Genomic DNA, 19149 nt, shown 5'->3' with positions numbered 1-19149 from the left:
ATCATGCGAGAACTGCGATTGCACCGGAGAGAGGTTTGGACTTTCGCCATCATCACTTGTACGGGCTTCGTGCTATGGGTAAGCATCGAAGTCGATCATCCGCTTGATCTGAACAAAGCAATCAGCTGGATGATTGAGAGCATATTTTAATCAGAAAAGACGGCAATGTCGCATGCCATGAGGCGGAGACATTGCCGGCTTTGTTGTTGCAACAGGTTACAAATCGAGTCCAATCATGGATTGCGCCAGAACCGGAGTATCGGTAATCAGGCCGTCGACTTGGTATTTAAGCATTTCCTTCAAATCGTGCCGCCCGTTCACCGTCCACACCCATACTTCCCGTCCGGAGGCATGTGCCCGGTCTACGAGCTGCTTCGTCACCATGACCTGCTCGACCGTATAGAAGTCTACGTCCAGCGATGATAAATTGCCAACAGCGAAATACATGATCTGACCGATTCGGATATCCGGGGACAACTCGCGAATTTGCCGCAGCGTGTTGCTGTCAAACGATTGAATATACACTTCATCTTCCATTTCGAAAGATTCGATCAATCGAACAACTTCCCGTACGAGCGGTCCGCTCGGTCCGTGCGGCTTCAGATCGATCAGCAGCTTGATCCGTCCCTTTGCCTCGGCTAATACTTCTTCGAGCGTCGCGAAGGGTATCGGTGCTCCGGCTGCGTCATGCCCTATCAAAAGCTTGCTTACTTGAGCATAAGTCAAGTCAGTAACAGGAGAATTCATGCCGGCCATTCGTTTAAGCGTAGCATCGTGATTCAGTATGGCTACATTGTCTTTGGTCAATTGAACATCAATCTCGACGGATTGGATGCCCTTGTCGATTGCCCCCAGTATAGATGGCAGCGAATTTTCAGGGGCGTTCTCCGTATCGCCGCGATGCGCCGAGATGAGCACGCTCCATTTGGCGTAGACCAGATGGCTGCTCGCTTTTAAACCGACGAATAACGCCAGGCTTACATACACAATCGCTAATGCGGCGAATAACGCCCGTTTATGCGAGAACCTTTTTACAACATCCGACAACCTGTCTTCCAAACGTCCCAGGGCACTGCGGTGCAGGAGCAAGTGATCCTGAAGCTGCTGTCCTTTTTCCCGTTTCAGCACATAGAACAACCGAGTCAGCACGATGATGTTAAGCGGCATGATCGCAAGCGTCAGCATGTATGTAAGAATAGTGGATAGCGTCAAGGAATAGTGCTCGGTGAACGCCTTCAGCACGTTATGATTAAGCCAGTAGGGGAAGAAGGACAATGACGAGAGGGCCGCAAAACCCGTGCCGATGACTAAAGCGTTAATCAGGAACAGGGAGAAAAGAACCTTCAGGTACTTGCCTCGTGTCAACGCAAGACTGCTTCGGATGGCAGAGCCAATGGTCTTGCCTTCCAGAACAATATAATGAAGCACAAAGATCCACCGCAGCACCAAGTAGATCGCTGATGCCAATATAAGCAAATAAACACCGGACATGACGATCGAGAGGTGCATGACGCTGCGCTCTAGAACAATCGGTACGTTAAACAAGGCGTAGAAAGATTCCGACATTGGCGAGTCAACAAACGGGATCAGTACGAGCAGCATGACAAGCAGCTGTATGGTGCCGAAGCCCAATAAACTGGGCGCTTGACGCAGAGCGGTCAATAATGCGTCCGCGATAGCGATTCGGTTGCCGAAATATCGCTGCTGCACGAGGATGATGAGCACGCACAGTTCGATGAACACCGCAAACGATGCTACCAAAGCAATTACAGTAAGTCCGAGCATGCTTTGCCAGTTTAACCCTAGCTGAACAATATCGTCATTCATAAGCGAACCGGAACCGATTACCGTCATAACACGGCTGAAAATAAGAGTGATAATCGGAATAATGATGACGCTGGTAAGAAGCATGAATAAATATTCAAATAACAGTAGCTGCGGATACGCTGCGCGGAAGTCGCGGATGCTTCTACTGAGCAGCTTAAACATGAAATTCATCCTTTCTTCTGGTCGGCCCTCAGGTGCCGTATACAATAGCTGTACTAATAAAAATACAGCAATAGCCGTGACAATGCCAGATGATTATGAAAGGACAGGCAAGCCAATCTTCGTTGTTTAGCTCTAATTTTCCCATTATCTTATCGACGCATGGATATTATTCGCCTTGGATTAACATGACTATGATCATGATAGAAAAAGCTGTATTGATGGATAACGACGCAACCCGTTATATTGAAGAGATACCGTAAAGGAAAGAGGCCGTTCAAATGGAGTTAAGACAATTGCATTACTTTATCGTGACATGCGAGGAATTACATTTTACAAGAGCCTCGGAAAAGCTCGGGATTACTCAGCCTTCCTTGAGTCATCAGATCAAAGCGCTGGAAGACGACCTAGGCGTCCCTTTATTCGACCGTATCGGAAAAAAAATAGCGATAACCGAAGCCGGGATGATTTTGTATAAACAGAGCAAGCTGGCAATAGGCAATCTAACAAGCGCCAAAGAACAAATTCAAGAGCTTCAGCAGATTGAACGCGGAACTTTATCCATTGGTGCGCTTCCCGGCGAACTGAACCAGTTAGTCTCTTCCTTACTGCTTGATTTCCATCGCGTATATCCCAAAGTCCGAATTAAAATCTTTGGTGTCGAGGATATCGTAAACCGTGTACTGCAAAACGAATTGGATTTGGCCATAACGATTCTGCCTGTTGAGGATGAAAGAATTTCTGCGATACCGCTGTACCGCGAAAAATTTTATTTTGTTGCAACGCCGGAACATCCATATGCAGACCGTCCTGCCATTAATTTCGAAGAGATCCTGAATGTGCCGATTGTGATGTTTCCGGAAACCCATCGCTGCCGCCAGTTAGTCGATATGACCTGTTCGAGGGCTGGTTTTGCCCTCCAACCTTTAATCGAAACAACAACGATCGAATCCTTGTTTGGACTCGTTCGTTCAGGCGCAGGCGGCACCGTTTTATCGAAAACCCTCTTTGAAATGTACAATAACGATGATTTGCTCCCAATTCCGATTCAAAATCCTACCCTGTGCAGAGAAGTAGGCATTGTGTATCACCGTGATAAATATATGGGGAAGGCTGCGCGTGGTTTTATCGATCTTATTACGGCTCATGTCAAGCTGCTCAAGCAAGATTCACAGCTTGAGTCTTGTAACAGTGAGGAATAGTCCAAAACCATTGGTCCCATCTATCATTTTCATAGAAACAATGACATTGATCTATCATTTTGATTTTCATACAATGAGGCTACAGAGACAAACGACATTGCACGACACTCTGAATTAGAGCATAGGAAGTGGGGGACTATCCATGCAAACCATGGCTGCCGTACAGAAAGAAAGAAGCATCGGTTCTATTCAATTCTTGCCCGTAAATTTATTTGCTTCAGTGATGGGAATTTCAGGTCTTTCAATGGCTTGGCATGAAGCGAGTATATTATTCGGAACTTCCGCCGTCATCGCTGATATCATCGGAATTGTTGCCGTTGTAATATTTATCGCGCTTAGTATAGGCTATATTTCGAAGTGGGTTCTATACCCGCAGAAAGTCAAAGCTGAATTTGCGCATCCGATCATGGGGAACTTTTTCGGTACGATTACGATAGCTATCCTTTTATTGTCCTCCGTTATCGGCAGCTACAGTGAAACGGCAGGGCAGGTGATTTGGATAATCGGAACCGTCCTGACGTTAGCGCTTAGCTTTGTTTTCGTTTCACGATTGTTGAACGGGAAGCAAGAGCCGGGTAACGTTGTTCCAGCTTGGCTGGTTCCTGTGGTTGGGACGATAGATATTGCGGTTGCCGGCGGGACGATGCCTTTTCCATGGGCGCATGAAATTAATTTGTTGTCGCTTGCCATTGGAGGATTTGTGGCATTGGCATTCTTTACCATGATCTTATCGAGGTTGATCCATCATGCTCCTCTGCCGCCGGGATTAACGCCCTCCATGATTATCCTGATTGCGCCGTTTGAGGTTGGATTTCTTGGCTATACGAACGTTGAGCAGAGAATTGATCCTTTTGCCTCCATTTTGTTTTATTTCGGTTTGTTCTTATTCATTGTTTTGTTCTTCAAAGTATTCAAAAAGTCCATCCCGTTCAGCGCTTCCTGGTGGGCGGTAGGTTTTCCGATTGCCGCTCTCAGCAATGCCGCTATCAAATACGCGCTGTTCGTCGATTCCTGGCTGCTAACCGCCATTTCCGCGATCATTCTGGCTTTGCTCAGTATCGTTTTAGCCGTTCTCTTTATTCGAACCTTGAAGATCCTATTTAACGGTAAATTGCTTAATGGATAATGAATAAGAGCCGCTTGGATAAAACATCCGAAGCGGCTCTTATTTGATTTTATCCCTTATTGACCGGCTGAGACGATTCGGAGCAAGTCCTGAATCAGATGTCGAAGCTCGTCCGAGCTATTGGCAACCGATTTATAGCCGCGCAATGCGCCTGTTATCAGATGTGCCAATCTCATTGGAGGAATACGATTGGAGGCGGCAGGGGATAATTCCAGCAAAGAGGCCAGCAAGGCTTCCAGCTTTGCGTAACTTGTATCGAGCGCCTCCCGGGCAAATTGGTATGAGCTGTCCGTTATTTCTTTGTATTCCGGCGATTGCTGCGAAACGTCGAAGTTACGGATTGCCCATACTTCAAAGGCGTATAACATTTTTTCCTCCGTCGTATTATGCAATAGCAGTCCTTTCTTAATTTCCTCAATGAGGATGTCGCCATGGTGAACAATCGCGGCGTTAAATATTTCCTCCTTATTTTTGAAGTACAAATAGAGTCCTGCGCGCGAAATACCGGCAGCCTCCGCAATGTCGTTCATCGATACTCGTTTGTAACCGTACTTGAAGAACACCTCTAATGCCGTGGCAACGATATGCAAATTCTTTTTATCATCCATATATCCATTTTATACATTTTACAAACTTTGTCCACTTGGCTATTATAGACGTATAGACATTTAGTGTTTTATGTCTAATCCAACCTTAAAGGAGCACACAACCCTATGATGACTGAACAAAAGCCGTTGCACTCAGGATTCGGATCCCAAACGACTGCTCAAGAAGTACTGGCCGGACAAGACCTTAGCGGGAAGGTGGCCATCGTTACAGGCGGGCACAGTGGCATCGGGTTGGAAACGACGCGAGCACTGGCCGAAGCCGGAGCTACTGTCATTGTTGGTGCCCGTAATGTCACAGTAGCACAGGAGCTGCTCGCTCCATTGAAAAATATAGAGGTAATACAGCTTGATCTTGCGGATCCTACTTCAATTGATGAGTTCACTGCCGTTTTCCGGAGTTCAAATCGCGCGCTCGATCTATTGATTTTGAACGCAGGCGTAAGTTTTTCTCCTACGATTAAAGATTCACGGGGATTTGATACCCATTTCGCGACGAATTACCTGGGACATTTTCAACTGACGGAAGGTTTATGGGACGCGCTTAAGCTCTCAGGGAACGCAAGGGTCGTGGCCCTTTCGTCGATCGGCCATATGTCAGGTCCGATTGATTTTGATGATCTTCAATTCACCAGGAGGCCGTACGATAAAGTCGTCTCCTACGGGGAGTCGAAGACTGCGTGCTCGTTATTTGCCGTTGAGCTCGATAGACGAGGACGAGAACACGGAGTGCGCGCCTTTGCGGTTCATCCCGGTGCCATACTCTCGGGGCTAACGCGACACCTGAGCGATGAGGAATTGGCTGGATGGGGCGTAATACGGAACGAAGATGGCACCTTTACGTCATCGGGAGGCTTTAAAACCGCCGAACAAGGCGCAGCAACATCCGTTTGGTGTGCGGTCAGTCCGATGCTGAATGGTAAAGGAGGCGTTTATTGCGAAGATTGCGATATCGCGGAAATTGTTCCTGCAGACAGCACGCTGCAGCATGGCGTACGTCCGTGGGCTATTGATCCGGTTTTGGCCAAAAAGCTGTGGACAATAAGTGAAGATCTTCTGAACATTTATCAAACGGTATAAGGTTAACACCCAAAAAGAAGATCCTGCAGTATGAGGATCTTCTTTTCATTTTCTATTGCAATTTCCATAGGAAAAGAGAGGTGAATTCCGTAGTTCCAGCGACTCATTTCATATGTCCCTGTCATTGACTATAATGAGCTTGGGAACTGGATAAGGTTTCCAACTATTCTATTTTCGAAAGGGGTAATTTATGTTACTGAGAGAGCCGACAGTCAGAAATCTTACCGTTCATTACGATCTCCGATTTCTGGGTGAAACGGAACAGGATGAGCCGCTTTTTTTAAGAGCAGGAGGTTCATCGTACCCACTTGTCAGGCATAGCATCCATTCATTGAGCGAGAGCGGTTTTTTGTCTGAACCGGATGACCGTCACCCTACTCATTATTGCGTCTCCGTACCTCATGACAGCTCCAAGGTTCAGCTAATCCGGGTCTACGGTGCACCGGATCATCAAGCCATCCCCACACTTAAGGCAGCAGCCATCTCCACCTCGACAAGCGGAAAAGTATTCTCTTCTGCCGATACGGCCAAATCCATCTTATTTCTTAACCCAAGCATAACGGTTCTAACGCCCGACCACTCGGACACCGTATTGAATCATATGGATGATTCGGATGAGCTCCGCCAGATGGTCTATATGCTCGAGCAGCTGAAGGACGGCTGGAATACGCCGACAATCATAAAAGACGAGAGTGGTCAACCTGTATTGGATAAGGCAGGAAAACCGTTCTACACCTACGAGCTTCATCCGTATCTGTTGAATCTCACCGCGGGTGCTGCGGCTGGCATTAAGAGCAAGATTTACAGCGATGCTACGCTGCGGGGTGTCCGTTGGAATGTACAGCCAGGAATCAGCCACATCAAGGCAGATCAGGAGAATCCAGCAGTCAAGGCCGTCAATCAAGGCGGATATCACTATAACCTGAAAGATGGCGGACCTCAATACGGCGTCTCGGTAGCGGTGGAGAAGCTGACCGACTCGTTCGAGCTTGATCTGAAGGTGACGAATTCGTTCATCAGGCATATGTCCGTCTACGCGACTTTCTATAAGGGAGATGGCGTCACTCCCATTGAGATGAACAGCGATGCATTGCTTGCTTTGCTTAGGGGAGAGAACCTTCTCGAAGTGAAGGAATGGATGGAGGCATTCGGAGAGGCGGAGCAGCTTCTTCTTGGAACGAAATCGCTCAAGTTCATAGGCAACGTCAGTTCAGAGGGGACATTTCTTGGCATACCTGTAACGGAAGCTTCTTCCTTGTTCTCGTTCCAATTGCCTGCCGCAGATCCGATCGGCAAGCTGCGTCTATCCATCGGAAGCTTAGGCAACGGCAACTCGCATTCGGACGCGGACCCAAGCGCGGCTTGGATCGGAATCGGGGCGACTTCGCTGATGGAATTGGTCATTCCGACCGTATCCTTGATCATGACGGTAGGCACCGAGAGCAGCAAGATGTTCGACACGCTGTTCAAAAAAGTCAAGTTTATCGCGCCAACGGTCTACTCCATCTATACGATCGTCAAAGATATCATTGATGACTCCAGCAATACAGGCAATGACGTGAAAAACATGATCGCTTCGCTTGCAGACCGGATTGTCACCACGCTTCTCACTGGATCGGAATTTGCGGCAGAGCTTGCTGCGATATTGTCGGCCGAGGAGGTGGAGGAAGCTATTCCAGTCGTAGGTTGGGGATTAAAGGCTTTGGCGCTTGAGGGAACCGTTGCACAGCTGGCCCAAACCGTTGGCGAGGTTATCGCTTCTCCGCGAGTGGTTGATTTTGAACTGACCGTGACCATGGATGCATCGATCTCCCTTATTGCCGCAGCTGACGACGGGCAGCAGCCTGAATTTGCAGCTACCGCCGCTTACTATATCGTTACGGCACAATATAGCGACAATACAACCCGTACATACAGAGGCGAAATTCTTGATCCTAAGGAAGCCAGTCTATCGTTTGAGCTAAAGGACGTTCCGGTCGGCGGCAAAGTGATTTTCCTGGCAGCCGTGTATTCCAAGGAAGGATGGCTTGTCGGCGGAGGAAAATCCGAACAGCTCGATAATCTGCTTACGCCAGGCAAAGAACAATTGATCGCCACCGTAAACGTTAAGCAAATGCTGTACCCGCTCAATGAACAGACGACTTATCAGCATAGTCAGCTGTTAGTTCAACAGGATTGCCAATATACGTGGCAGCATACAGCCGAGGCTCCATCCGAAACAGCTGAAAACCTTGGAACGGGAGGGAGCGGACATGTGCTGGAGAGTCTGGCAGGGTTGACGCTGAATTCCAATATGGGACTGCTGGGTTATGCCTGGCAAGCATCAGGCATGAATATCCCCCCAATCGATGGAGACAACGGAGACAACCTGCAGCTATTCGCTTTCAAAAATATCGCATATGGCCCCAATCCGAATGCAGGCGTGATGAATACACCTAAAGGCTATAATAAAGCACCGCTGCTCGCTTATCCCCAGTTAGGAGCGGAAAGCGGAGCTGCCGAGTACTTTTACCTCGATCCAACCGGAGATTCAACGAATGGTTATCATCTCAGGCGGATCAAGCCGATCAATGACCCTTCGGTACCGCAGAACAGTCCGGATCGGGAATTCGACCTATCCTCTGGAGAGAGCTGGGGACGCTTCAATCTGCTCCCCGCATCCATGGCGTACCATTCCAATGGGTATGTTGTTGCCGTCAATCCCGCGTACCCCGTCATGCAGATCCTGCGAATTCCTTCCAGCAGCCAGCCGGATGATCAAGCTCCATGGGCAATGATCACGCTTGGGCCAGGCACGAGGGAGGGATTGCTGCAGCAGCCGGAGCTTGTGGCAATCGCTCCGAATCAGACGGTGTACGTATTGGAGAAAGGCAACCGGAGAATTCAGGCCTTCAGCCGCGGCGGCCATCCGGTAGCTGCTTTTACCGATCCTGCGCATCCGTATTGGATTAACCTGGTGAATCACGACACTGCTCAGGATGTGAATTATCTCGCCATGAGCGTAGAAATTCAAGGCCATATTTATGTGCTTAGCCAGTATGGAAATGGTTATGACGCGGATCAGTACTATCTGGATATATACACGCCAGCGGGAAGTCATTTAGTTACGCAGAGAGGGTTGGTCGCAGCATCCATGGCCGTTGACCTCTGGCGGAATTTATATACCTTGAATTTCCAACAAATCACTTCTCCAACGGGCAGTACGGAGCCTTCGGTCAGCGAATGGACGCCAAGCACGCCAAGAAAGGACGGGATCCAGTGAATCCTATTACAAAGTGGACATTCAACACAGACACGCTTGGGTATGTAGAATGCTATTATTATGAATTAGGCTATGCGGGCGGATTAGCTGTCGTTGGTATTGGCGGAGGCAGCAATCTAGAATTTAATATTTATAACTTGGGCGGCGGCTTGATCGCACTTCAGGACCCAAAAACGAATTGGTACTGGAACAGCCATTATAATGACGCGATGATGCTGTGGAATAATACTGATCATAATTTTACGTCCGACCATATTGGGGATGAGCAAAAGTTCCGGCTCATTAATCATGGCCACGGGCAGGTGTCCTTCCAGTGCGCAGCCGGTCCTTATGCCGGTAAATATATTCAATCCGTCCAGGGCGGCTGGTATCCCGTCAATTGGGGCTATGGGAATGGCACTTTAAAAATGAAAGAAGAGTCTCTATTCAAGGTAGGCGGCAATTTATTGCCTATCCTTATCATAACGAACTCTGCGCGAGACTTGGATCTGTCCGGCGCCGATTTATCCGGGCTGAACCTGGATAACGCTGACCTTACGAATGCTGTTTTAACAGGGGCGGACTTCTCCAAGGTACAATCCTTCCATAACGCCCAGTTTGTAAATGCCAATCTGCAGCAGGCCAAATTTGATGGCAAGTGCCTGAACGGTGCCAATTTCGCGTATGCCGATTTCAGCGGCACGGATCTAACGAGGATACTGCCTTCACCGTCCCAGCTATCCCATGCCAAGCTGGTCAAAGCCAATCTGAAGGGTGTCGATTTGTCCAAGTCTAATCTGACGTACGCCAATCTGAGCGGCGCGATTTTGGACGGAGCAAACCTGAACGGATCGGATTTGACTGGAGCGGACCTGAGCGGCGCATCTCTTGTGAACACGAAGCTAGAAGGCGCGATTATGCACAATACCCGGTTTGACCATTGTGATCTGACGCAAACTATATTCCAGTATCCACCCGATTTCACAAGAAGCGAGAAGGATCGTACGACCTTCGTTCAAGCAGTGGTACCGTATAAACTTCTCGGAACGGACTGGTCCTATCTGGATCTGTCCGAAGCCAAGATCACCGATATCCCGGAGAGTATAACCTCCTTGAATGCGAATTATACCTTGCTGCCGGATGGATTGGATTTAACCAAGAAAGATCTTCGCGGCGCTTCATTCATCGGCAGCCGGATGTATGAGATTCAGCTCCAGAATGCTAATCTGGAGAAAGCGCAACTCATGCATGCCCGCTTGAAAGGAGCCAAATTGACTAGCGCTAACCTGTCAATGGCTAATTTGGACAGCGCCTACCTCATTTCTGAGAATGCGCCGTCGCCTGGGGATCCGGTCAAGCATGAAGCGGCGGTTGCAGATGACGCATTCCTCATCAACACGAATCTTACAGGATCGTTTTGCGACGGGGTGGACTTCTCGGGCTCGCTGTTCATGACCTATGCCGGTCTCGATCCGGATCTTATTGCGAGCGCCAAGAGTGCCACGATGAATCTGGCCAAATTCAACAAAGCCATATTGATTCAAGCTGAATTCGACAGCGCGCAACTGGCGGGCAGTGATTTCAGCGAAGCCGTACTCGTTAATGCGAGCTTCAAGCAGGCGCAATTGACTCCGGCCACGCAGCCGCCTAACCCGGATGCCAGCTTCTATGAAGCGAACCTGCGCGGGACGGATTGCACCGGTGCCAATATGGATGGTCTTGATATGAGATCTGCGCAAATATCGACCGGGCAGGGCGAATTTACCCAGGTGTACAAGGACTACTACGGAAATCCTATACCCGTTATGCTGTCTTATCCCGCTACGGTACTGGGGAACACAACTTCCGGCACCACATGCCCGGACGGCTCCAAAGGTCCTTGCCACTTGAAGTTGCTGACAGCCTTGTCCAGCGAGGAAAAGTAAATAACAATAGAAGAACCGGCAAAGTAGGGAGGAAGATCAATCCTACTATTGCCGGTTCTTTTTTTGATGCATCTGCGGTTACACATCCATTTTATGGATTTGACTTGGAGCACACTCTAACGGGTATGCTGATCCTGTGCAACTGAGATTCAAGTCAAAAACAAGGGAGGCAGCCAATTGTACATGGTTGACAACAACATGACCTATACCATCGCAGACATTGCCGAGCAAACCGGTCTATCGCCGGATACACTCCGCTATTACGAGAAAATCGGGCTGATACAGCCGCCGGAACGCGGATACAGCGGCCAGCGCAAGTACAGTACCGTGGACTTGGGCAAAATCGTGTTTGTTACCCATCTGAGAAATACGCGCATGCCGCTTAAGAAAGTCCAAGAATATATTGATGCCTATAATCAACAGGATGAACAACAATGTTACGCTCTGCTCGACGAGCACCGGCGGTTGGTTGAAGCGGAAATCGCGGAATGGACGGCCACGCTCGATCTGCTAAAGTACAAGCTGGAGCATTTTCAGGAAATTAAAGACGGCAAGTAACGAAAGGGGAAGATCAACTTGAACACGAATAAATACACTTTTACCCCGCAGGAGCCTCTCCATACCGGTTTCGGCCCGCGGACTACGGCGGTCGAAGCGCTGGGGGACGTCAATCTGGAAGGCAAAGTCGCTATTGTTACAGGGGGGTACTCCGGACTTGGTCTTGAAACTACCCGGGTATTAGCCGCTGCCGGTGCCAAAGTTATCGTACCCGCGCGCACGCCGGAGAAAGCAAAGGCGGCACTTGCCTCCATTCCCGGCGTTGAGCTCGAAACGCTTGATCTGATGGATCCGGCATCAATCGACGACTTTGCTCAGCGTTTTATCCGTTCCGGACGGCCTTTGAACATTCTGGTGAACAGTGCAGGCGTCATGGCTTCGGGAGAAGCCTATGACAGCAGAGGATACGAGCAGCAATTTGCCGTGAATCACCTGGGGCATTTCCAATTAACAGCCAGACTATGGCCCGCACTTAAAGCGGCTAACGGCGCCAGAGTAGTGTCCGTATCCTCCAAAGGCCACCGTCTTGGCGGAATAGACTTTGATGATTTGTTCTTCAAGAACAAACCGTATAGCAAGTGGCCGGCTTACGCGCAAGCCAAAACCGCAAACGCCCTGTTTGCTGTGGAGCTTGACCGCAGAGGCGAAAGCGCCAATGTACGTGCTTATTCCGTTCATCCCGGCAGTATTTTAACGGATTTGTCACGGCATTTATCCGATGATGAACTCCTGGCGATGGGGGCTGTCAATGAACAGGGAGAACGCGGCTACACCAGCTATAATGATGAGCAAAAAACGATTCCGGAAGGCGCTGCAACCATCGTCTGGTGCGCGGTAAGTCCTATGCTTATAGGAAAAGGCGGCGTCTATTGCGAAAATGTGGACATCGCGCGAATGGTTAAGTCCGGTGAGGAAGGCCAACCGAATAAAGCCGGCGTTTCGCCATGGGCGGTTGATCGGGAAGCCGCGGCCAAACTTTGGACCGTGAGCGAACAATTGACGGGAGTAAACTTCGAAATCTAAGCCATTATCATTTATTCAATTCAACAATGAAGCACAAAAAGTTGAAGAGCCGGACAAATCGTCAACTTTATGGATGCGTTACTAAATACGAATAGGCCTAACCATGATAGGCTGAGAATAGAACAGCGAAAAGCAACTGAGGGAATGCAATCCTTCGGTTGCTTTTCGTTATCCTGTCAACGAAATGAAGTGCGGGGAATCGTATTTTGTATAATAATAGTAATAGAGCAATTAATAGCGCTACCATAAATATAGGGAGGGGGGAGCAAATGAAGAAGTTTTCCAGCGTATTCAGGAGCTTCCTGGTGTCTTACATCGTTATTCTTATCATTCCCAGCATAGCCGGTTACATCTCTTATCGCAGCTCTATCTCGGTCACGCAGAAGCTGTCAATCGAGAACAGCGTCATACAGCTGCAGAAAAGCAAAGAGCTGCTTGAGAGGCGGATGGCTGAGGTCGAGGGTTTTACGAGGCAGCTTGCGATTAACCCGGATTTGAATGTGTTAATGAACGAGAAGAGCAACGGGGAACAGACGAATGTATACGGCATTTGGAAAATATTGCGCAGCGTGCTGACGTTCGGGCAGACCAACGATTTTCTGCAGCAATTTTATATTTACCTGGGCAATTACAACGTTATCCTTACGCCTGGCTCCGCCTATGTGAGACCCGAGCATTTCTATGACAGCTTCCGGTATGAGGACCAGTCGCTCGCGGAATGGAAACAATCCATTCTCGGTAAAACGCACCGGAGCGAGATCATGCCCTTGCGCAATTTCAATAACAAAGGAACAATGACCTCGGTCGTCACGTATATGCAATCCTTTCCGCTGGACAGCTTCAGCGGTTCGTCTCCTGCGGTCGCCGTTGTCATGATCGACGAGAAGACGATTACGAACCTATTAACCGGCATCACGGACAAGTATGGAGGCTGGACGCAGATCAGCGATGTGAGCGGCAGGACAATCGCTTCGCTCGGCACGGGCGTGCCGGACATGAAGGTGCTGGCAAAGGATACAACCTTCGACGCAAGCAAAACAAGCCAGTTCTACAATGACGATCTCGTTATCACCATTCACTCGGATACGAACGGCTGGGTGTACCGTTCGGGCATTCCAAGGCATGCCTTGCTCGAATATGCAAATCAGATCAAGTTCATGACCTGGACGTTCACCGGCATCGCAATTGTCGTCGGCCTGCTGGTCGGCCTGCTGCTAGCCTATCGCAACAGCGTTCCGATCCATAAGCTTGTGTCCGTCGTCAAGGAACAGTTCGGAAAAGTCGAGACGACGGAGAGGAATGAATACGACTTCCTGCACGGGAACATCGCAGAGATGATCCGTAGCAGCAATCAGCTGGAATCCGAGCTGCGCCGGCAGCTTCCGCTCATTCGCGACGCGTTCCTGAAAAGGCTCCTCTCCGGGGAACTGCAGTCCCGGGAAGAAATTTTCGCGGCTGCCTCCCAAGCGAATACGGGGATTTACGGTCATTCCGGCTACGTGTGCATTTTGCACGTCCAAGGCTACACGGGCATGGACAGCGTAGAGGTGCTGAACGAGCTGCATGCGGCAAGGCTGCTTCTGAAGCAAGCGCTTCTCGACATTGCAGGCTTTACGCTGACCACCGACTGGGGCGCCGATCGGATCGTTATCGTATTCGCATCGAAGGAAGCGGAAACCGGCAACACGCTGGGGCGCAGCGAGATCGCCGGACTGCTCGAGCAGCTGTCGCGGCATGCGTTCAACGAATACCGCATTTCCTTTACCGCCGCGTTTGGCGCCGCGTTTCAATCGGAAACGGAGGTCAACGTTTCCTACGAACAAGCGAAGCAAACGTTGGATCATGCCCTGCATGCCGATCGTAAAGGGGTCGTCTGGTTTGAAGAAACCAGGCTCGAGAGCGCGACTTATTATTATCCGCTCGACATGGAGCTGCGCTTGATCGGCACGATCCGCGCGGGCGAATCGGAAGAGGCAAGACGTATAGTCCATTCCGTGTTGGCGCTCAACACCGAGCAGCGTGAATTGTCAGTGGAGATGTGGCAGCAGCTTGTTGGTGAGCTGAAGGGAACGCTGCTGAAGCTGCTCGACCAGAAGACGTTCATGGAATCCGGCCTATTCGAGCAGCTTAAGGACCGGATCATCGCGATTCACGCCACAGACAAACGATCGTTTCAGACTGAAATCGAAGATATTGCCGGCGTGATGTGCTCCGTCGTCATCAGCCGCAAGAATGACAGTCATACGCGGATAGTCGAGCAAATCAAAGATTATATATCCGAGTACTTCTCAGATTCCGATCTGACGTTGTACCGGGTAGCGGAAAAGGTGGAGCGGCCGGAAAAATATATTTCCCAGCTGTTCAAGGAAGTGACCGGCACTAATCTATCTGATTATTTGGAGCAGGTACGAATGGAGCATGCTATTGCGCTGCTGCGCGAGAACCGGTACACGGTCGACGAAATTTCTTCCCGCGTCGGCTACAATAGCTCGCATTCTTTCCGCAGAGCGTTTAAACGCGTAACGGGCTTATCGCCAAGTTCCTACCGGCAAACAACAGAGGAATGAAGGGGGGGATGGCATTGAACAACCTTATTCGGATCGGATTGGCCCTGCTGTCCGCTTGCGCCGTTCTTCTGGTCCTTTCTGCTTGCGATGCGACTGATCGCCAAGGCGCTGAGACGAATAAACCGCTTCGCATCAGCGTTTTTGCGCAGCAGGACACAGGCCAGAACCTGAAAACAAACGAGTTCTCTCGTTTGCTGGAACAGAAGTTCAACGTCTCCTTCGATTGGAAAACGATTCCGTACGAAGGGGCGAAGGAGAAGCGGCAAATTTCGCTGGCGAACGGTCATTATCCCGATTCCTATATTTTAACGAGTTATATCGATCAGTTTTCACAAGCAGACGTCGTCCGATACGGCAAGCAGGGCATATTCTACCCGCTCAACGATCTGATAGATCAGTATGCACCTCATATCAAGGCGGCATTCGAGAAAGAGCCTGAGCTGCGCGCGCTGAATACAGCGCCGGATGGCAATATTTATGGCCTAGGGGCATTCAGCGACTGCTTCCACTGCTCGTATCCGTACAAGCTGTGGATGAATGACAAATGGCTTAAGAAGCTCGGGCTCGATCTGCCGAAGACGACAGAGCAATTGCGTGAAGTGCTTCGGGCGTTCAAATACGGAGATCCGAATGGCAACGGCTTGCCGGACGAGATTCCGCTAAGCGGCTCGACTGAAGAGTTTGGCGTACGCGTGCTGCCGTATTTAATGAACGGATTCGTATACGACGACGACCGGACGTATTTAAATGTGGCAGACGGCAAAATCAGCTTGGCGGCGGAGAAGCCCGAATGGCGGGAAGGATTGAAGTATGTCAAATCCTTGTATGACGAGGGACTCATCGACATTGGCGCTTTTACTCAGAATGCAGACGCCTTCCAAAAGCTAGGGGAGAATGCTGAGACGCAAATTTTGGGGGCGGGCATGGCCATGCATCCGGCCATATTCGTCAACACGGGGCCAGGCAACAAGCGCGGGAGCGATTACGCACCTGTTCCCCCGCTTCAAGGACCACATGCATCGTATACGGTATTCTATCCGTCCGGCATTATGCCTGGAGCCAAGTTTGTCATCACGGACAAGGCAAGTCCCGAAGCACGAGTGGCTCTCATTCGAATCGCCGATTATCTTTACACTCCGGAAGGTCAAGCAAATGGGGAAATCGGCAAGGAAGGCATCGATTGGCGAAGGCCGGATCAAGGCGAGCAGGCTCTTGATCCAGAAATTCCTGCCCAGTTCGCCAGCATTACACCGAAAGAAGGAGAGCCGCCGCATAATACGAGATGGAGTGGGATGGGCCATTTCTATATGCCGAAGTCCTATCGGAACAGCTGGGTGCAGGATATGGACATTTTCTCGCCAAACGGATATGAGAGAAGGCTATTTCAAGCTACGAAACGGTATGTAGGACATGAACCGAAGGAGTATTTTCCGATGTGGTCGGTCTGGATTGACGGGGAGAACGCGGATGAAGTGAGCATCCTGCAATCCAACATAAAAAACGAAATCGACCAGAGCGCCATGGAGTTCATCACGGGTCAGCTTGACCTGGAAAAGGACTGGCAGTCGTACGTAGAAAGACTGAAATCTCTTGGATCGGACCGTTATGTCGGCATTATGCAGCAAGCGTACAATCAATGGTTAACGGATAAAAACACAAAATAAGGAATGGAGCCGGCCGCGGCAAACGCGGTCGGCTTTTTTGTGTGGATGCACGGTGCTGTAGGGACCAAATGGCCGTGTGATACGCAATTGTCCCTCTATTTTCGGGAGATTTGTACGCAGAAAGATGCAATTGTACCTACCCCGAAGACCGTAAAATCCCCTATGATCGTCCTGTAGAAAGCGCTCTCATACATCAAGGCACGATTTATTAGGAGGGGATTGTTTTGGAAGCCGCTGGCAAACGTCTCAGCGCAAGAAAGAGTTTTGCTAGACATTGGCAATTGTATCTCGTCGTAGCACCACCGCTTTTGTTCTTCATCATTTTCAAATACTATCCGATGCTGAACGCGGTGCTGGCCTTCAAGGATTATTACGTCACGAAAGGCATCTGGGGAAGTCCGTGGGTCGGATTTGATAATTTCAGAATGTTTTTTGAGAATCCGATGTTCGGCAAAATTGTAAAGAACACGCTTACGCTCAGCTTCTATCTGCTGCTTGCCGGATTCCCGATACCGATCCTGCTGGCGCTGATGCTGAACGAAGTGCGGGCGCAGAGGTTCAAACGCTTCGTGCAGCTCGTTTCTTTCGCACCATACTTCATCTCCACGGTCGTCATGGTGTCGATCATCATGCTCTTCCTGGCGCCTAGGCTTGGATTTGTGAACGTATTCCTGAATCATTTGGGACTCGATTCCGTCAATTTCCTCGGCAGCCCCGGCATGTTCTCATCCATTTACGTCTGGTCTGACATTTGGCAGACTGCCGGCTATTCCGCCGTTATTTATTTGGCCGCACTCTCCGGCGTCGACCCCACGTTATATGAAGCAGCGAAAGTGGATGGCGCCTCACGTTTCCAGAAGATTTGGAACGTCGACCTGCCGGGTATTCTGCCGACGATCTCAATCATTCTGATTCTAAACGTCGGGAACGTCATGGCGATCGGCTTTGAGAAAGTGTACCTGCTCCAAAATCAATTGAATATCGCAAACTCCGAGATTATTGCGACATACGTGTACAAGATCGGCTTACTGAACGCAAACTACAGCTTCGCAACGGCTGTCGGATTGTTCAACTCGGTCATCAATCTCATTTTGTTATTCACGGTTAACGCAATGGCACGTCGGTTATTGAAATCCAGCATCTGGTAATGAAGAGGTGTTTCCATGGCTAATGTAGCGAAAGTAAGAAATAAAATCAGAGAATCTTCGGGCGATAAAGTGTTTTTGACTATCATTTACATCATTCTTGCACTCGTGCTGGTCGCCGTGCTTTACCCGCTGATCTATATCTTTAGCAGCTCGTTCAGCAGCCCTTCCGCCGTATCGGCGGGGCGGGTCTGGCTGTGGCCGGTTGATATATCGCTGAGGGGCTACGAATCATTGTTCAAAAATCCGCAGGTGCTGACTGGTTACGGCAACTCGCTCCTCTACACAGCGGCGGGCACGCTAATCAGCGTCTCGCTGACGATCATGCTGGCGTATCCGCTCTCGCGGACGACCTTCTATGGCAGAAACATGATCATGATGATCATCACGTTCACGATGCTGTTCAGCGGCGGATTGATTCCAACCTATATGGTCGTGAAAAGCTTGGGCCTGATCGACACGAGATGGGCGCTTATTATCCCGAACGCGGTTTGGGTCTGGCAGGTCATCATTGCACGGTCATTCTTCCAGCAATCCATTCCGGCAGAGCTCGTGGAAGCAAGTGAAATGGACGGGTGCAGCGATCTGCGTTTCATCCGCAGCGTCGTACTGTCTTTATCCAAGCCAATCATCGCCGTTCTTATCATCATGTACGCGGTAGGGCAATGGAATGCCTATTTCGACGCGTTGATTTATTTGAAGTCCGCCGACAAATTCCCGCTGCAGCTGATACTGCGCAGCATCATTATTCAAAACAACAGCGGCAGCTCCAACATGGATGCCTTGAAGCAGGTGGAACGCCAGCAGCTGGCAGAGCTCTTGAAATACTCGCTGATTGTCGTCGCAACGCTGCCCGTGCTCATCATCTACCCGTTTGTCCAGCGATATTTCGTCCAAGGGATGCTGGTCGGATCCGTCAAGGGCTGATCCGGCATGACACGGAAAGGGGGGATGCCGCTCGAAGCGCATCAGGAAGTTCAAACCTCTAATCGATTAAAAAGGGAGCGATTGCACGTGTTAAAACAGA

14 protein-coding genes are annotated in these 19149 nt (G+C 49.8%); 12 read left to right on the top strand and 2 right to left on the bottom strand.

Features of this window, described 5'->3' with window-relative positions; translation table 11 throughout:
- Positions 1-3: 3 nt before the first annotated feature.
- Positions 4-150 carry a hypothetical protein gene (locus BM200_RS29890; RefSeq protein ID WP_175532740.1) on the top strand — a complete coding sequence of 49 codons (147 nt, stop codon included), beginning with the start codon at positions 4-6 and terminating at the stop codon, positions 148-150.
- 66 nt (positions 151-216) lie between these two features.
- Here the strand turns inward: BM200_RS29890 and BM200_RS05575 are convergent, their stop codons facing one another.
- Positions 217-1989: a glycerophosphodiester phosphodiesterase gene (locus BM200_RS05575; protein WP_091182253.1), complete on the bottom strand. Its 1773-nt coding sequence runs from the start codon at positions 1987-1989 to the stop codon at positions 217-219.
- Between the two features lie 278 nt (positions 1990-2267).
- Between BM200_RS05575 and BM200_RS05570 the strand changes: the two genes are divergently transcribed.
- Positions 2268-3188, top strand: coding sequence for a LysR family transcriptional regulator (locus BM200_RS05570; RefSeq protein WP_091182251.1), 921 nt, complete (start codon positions 2268-2270; stop codon positions 3186-3188).
- 142 nt (positions 3189-3330) lie between these two features.
- Positions 3331-4314 carry an SLAC1 anion channel family protein gene (locus BM200_RS05565; RefSeq protein WP_091182248.1) on the top strand — a complete coding sequence of 328 codons (984 nt, stop codon included), beginning with the start codon at positions 3331-3333 and terminating at the stop codon, positions 4312-4314.
- 56 nt (positions 4315-4370) lie between these two features.
- Here the strand turns inward: BM200_RS05565 and BM200_RS05560 are convergent, their stop codons facing one another.
- A complete protein-coding gene (locus tag BM200_RS05560; protein ID WP_175532739.1) occupies positions 4371-4904 on the bottom strand; it encodes a TetR/AcrR family transcriptional regulator in 534 nt (177 codons plus the stop codon).
- 123 nt (positions 4905-5027) lie between these two features.
- On the opposite strand from BM200_RS05560, the gene BM200_RS05555 reads away from it, so the two are divergent.
- The 9 genes from BM200_RS05555 (at position 5028) to BM200_RS05515 (ending at position 19049) form a co-directional block, all read left to right on the top strand.
- Positions 5028-5999: an oxidoreductase gene (locus tag BM200_RS05555; RefSeq protein ID WP_091182246.1), complete on the top strand. Its 972-nt coding sequence runs from the start codon at positions 5028-5030 to the stop codon at positions 5997-5999.
- A 349-nt stretch (positions 6000-6348) separates the two neighbouring features.
- Positions 6349-9261 (top strand): NHL repeat-containing protein, encoded by a 2913-nt coding sequence (locus tag BM200_RS05550; protein WP_245772904.1) that lies wholly within the window; start codon positions 6349-6351, stop codon positions 9259-9261.
- Positions 9258-11165 (top strand): pentapeptide repeat-containing protein, encoded by a 1908-nt coding sequence (locus tag BM200_RS05545; RefSeq protein ID WP_245772903.1) that lies wholly within the window; start codon positions 9258-9260, stop codon positions 11163-11165. The genes BM200_RS05550 and BM200_RS05545 overlap by 4 nt, the downstream gene beginning before the upstream one ends.
- A gap of 183 nt (positions 11166-11348) precedes the next feature.
- Complete coding sequence (locus BM200_RS05540; protein WP_091182240.1) at positions 11349-11723, top strand: MerR family transcriptional regulator; 375 nt, start codon at positions 11349-11351, stop codon at positions 11721-11723.
- Positions 11724-11741: 18 nt separating this feature from the next.
- Positions 11742-12746, top strand: a complete 1005-nt coding sequence (locus tag BM200_RS05535; protein WP_091182237.1) for an oxidoreductase — start codon at positions 11742-11744, stop codon at positions 12744-12746.
- Positions 12747-13015: 269 nt separating this feature from the next.
- On the top strand, positions 13016-15313 hold the full coding sequence (locus BM200_RS05530; protein ID WP_091182235.1) for a helix-turn-helix domain-containing protein: 2298 nt from the start codon (positions 13016-13018) through the stop codon (positions 15311-15313).
- Between the two features lie 14 nt (positions 15314-15327).
- Complete coding sequence (locus BM200_RS05525) at positions 15328-16977, top strand: type 2 periplasmic-binding domain-containing protein (RefSeq protein ID WP_091182232.1); 1650 nt, start codon at positions 15328-15330, stop codon at positions 16975-16977.
- Positions 16978-17201: 224 nt separating this feature from the next.
- On the top strand, positions 17202-18125 hold the full coding sequence (locus tag BM200_RS05520) for an ABC transporter permease (protein WP_091182230.1): 924 nt from the start codon (positions 17202-17204) through the stop codon (positions 18123-18125).
- 15 nt (positions 18126-18140) lie between these two features.
- Positions 18141-19049: a carbohydrate ABC transporter permease gene (locus BM200_RS05515; protein ID WP_091182228.1), complete on the top strand. Its 909-nt coding sequence runs from the start codon at positions 18141-18143 to the stop codon at positions 19047-19049.
- The last annotated feature ends 100 nt before the right edge of the window (positions 19050-19149 follow it).

The sequence above is a fragment of the Paenibacillus catalpae genome, assembly GCF_900112695.1.
Classification (GTDB): Bacteria; Bacillota; Bacilli; order Paenibacillales; family Paenibacillaceae; genus Pristimantibacillus; species Pristimantibacillus catalpae.
This window is presented reverse-complemented; position numbering and strand designations above follow the sequence as displayed.